Annotated in this window: 4 protein-coding genes; all 4 read left to right on the top strand. The window is 70.8% G+C overall.

What is annotated here, in order from left to right:
* The coding region (locus H0488_RS23190) for a flagellin (protein WP_220794924.1) at positions 1-414 on the top strand (414 nt) is incomplete at its 5' end.
* Complete coding sequence (fliW, locus tag H0488_RS23185; RefSeq protein WP_246372709.1) at positions 411-845, top strand: flagellar assembly protein FliW; 435 nt, start codon at positions 411-413, stop codon at positions 843-845. The genes H0488_RS23190 and fliW, both read left to right, overlap by 4 nt.
* Before the next feature lie 10 nt (positions 846-855).
* On the top strand, positions 856-1089 hold the full coding sequence (csrA, locus tag H0488_RS23180) for a carbon storage regulator CsrA (protein ID WP_183101527.1): 234 nt from the start codon (positions 856-858) through the stop codon (positions 1087-1089).
* Between the two features lie 77 nt (positions 1090-1166).
* The coding region (locus H0488_RS23175) for an Hpt domain-containing protein (protein WP_220794923.1) at positions 1167-1697 on the top strand (531 nt) is incomplete at its 3' end.

Raw genomic sequence — 1697 nt, 5'->3', positions numbered from 1 at the left:
GGCACCGTCAACCGCCGCGTCGCGGACGGCGTCAACGTGCAGGTCGACGTCGACGGCCGCGACGTCTTCGGTGACGGTGCGAGCTCGGTCTTCGCCGAGCTGGACGCCCTCGCGACCGCGCTCCGAGCCGCCGACACGGCTGCCATCAGTACGGCGATCGACGAGCTCGCCACCCGCGTCAACACCGTGACGACGGCCAGGACCACCGCCGGCACCCGGCTCGACCGGATCGAACGTGCCGACGCGGCCGCCGCCGAGGCCAGCCAGTCGCTGGCGGCGTCCTTGAGCACGCTCGAGAACACCGACCTGGCCAAGGCCGCCGTCGACCTGCAGCTGCAGGAGGTCGCCTACCAGGCGGCGCTTTCCGCGACGTCGCGCGTCCTGCAGCCGAGCCTGCTCGACTTCCTGCGATGATCGCGGTCATGGATGCGCAGCAGCCGGGAGACGGAGCGACCGACGGCAAGGACGTTCCCGTCATCGAGCTGGTGCACGCGATGCCCGGCTTCCCCGACGACCACCGGTTCGCGCTGGTCCGGCTCGACGACGACGGCGTGCTCCACTCGTTCCGCTCGCTCAGCCGCGACGACCTGCAGTTCGTCGTCGTCCCACCGGCGCCGTTCTACCCCGACTACACGCCCGAGGTCGGCGACGACGTCGTCGAGGAGCTCGGGATCGAGTCGAGCGACGACGTGCTGGTGCTGCTCGTGGTGCGCGCCGGGGCCTCCCTCGCCGACACGACCGTCAACCTGCGCGCGCCGCTCCTGGTCAACCTGGTGACCCGTCGCGCCAGCCAGGTGATTCTCGAGGATCCGGAACTTCCGCTGGCCGCACCGCTCGTGGCGTAGCCTCGACCTCGTGCTCGTACTCTCCCGCCGTGTCGGCGAAAGCGTCGTCATCGGCGACGACGTCACGATCACCGTCCTCGAGGTCCGCGGCGACGTCGTCCGGGTCGGCATCGACGCGCCGCGCTCGGTGAGCGTGCACCGCGCGGAGCTGCTCGCGGAGCTGGCCGACTCCAACACCGAGGCGGCATCGCCTCCGGACCGGGTGGTCGCCTCACTGACCGAGGCGCTCCGGCAACGGCGCTGAACCGGCGCTGAACCTGCGCTCTTCCGCGCCTCAGGAGCTCTCCCGCACTGCCGATAGGGGCATGCGAAGGAGGGCGCATGGACGACGAAGCCGAGATCATCGCGGAGTTCCTCGTTGAGTCCCACGAGAATCTCGACCAGCTCGACAGGGACCTGGTCGAGCTCGAGAAGCAGCCGGGCTCACGCGAGGTGCTGTCGGGGATCTTCCGCACCATCCACACGATCAAGGGCACGTCGGGCTTCCTCGCCCTGGGCCGCCTCGAGCGGCTGACCCACGTCGGCGAGACGCTGCTGTCCCGGCTCCGGGACGGTCGGCAGCAGATGACGCCGGAGATCACCAGCGCACTGCTGCGGATGGTCGACACGGTCCGCGCGCTGCTCGACGTGATCGAGCGGACGGGCACCGACGAGGATCCTGCGGTCGAGGTCGACCCGGTCGTCGTGGTGCTCGAGGCGCTGCTCGACGATCCCGACCACCAGACCGCGGGAGCGGCGGACCAGGGTCTCCAGCCCGCCGCTCCCGCGAACCAACCCGATGAAGAGGCGACCGTGGCGACCGTGGCGACCGAGCCGACCGGGCCGACCGAACCGACAGGGCCGAACGAGCCG

The sequence above is a fragment of the Nocardioides pelophilus genome (assembly GCF_014180685.1).
In the GTDB taxonomy this organism is placed as follows: Bacteria; Actinomycetota; Actinomycetes; order Propionibacteriales; family Nocardioidaceae; genus Nocardioides; species Nocardioides pelophilus.
Note: the sequence above shows the minus strand (reverse complement) of the source record. Positions and strands in the feature narration are given on the sequence as shown.

What these genes read in the sequence shown, in the direction of transcription:
- fliW (WP_246372709.1), top strand. Translation starts at nt 411, where the DNA reads ATGATCGCGGTCATGGATGCGCAGCAGCCGGGAGACGGAGCGACCGAC.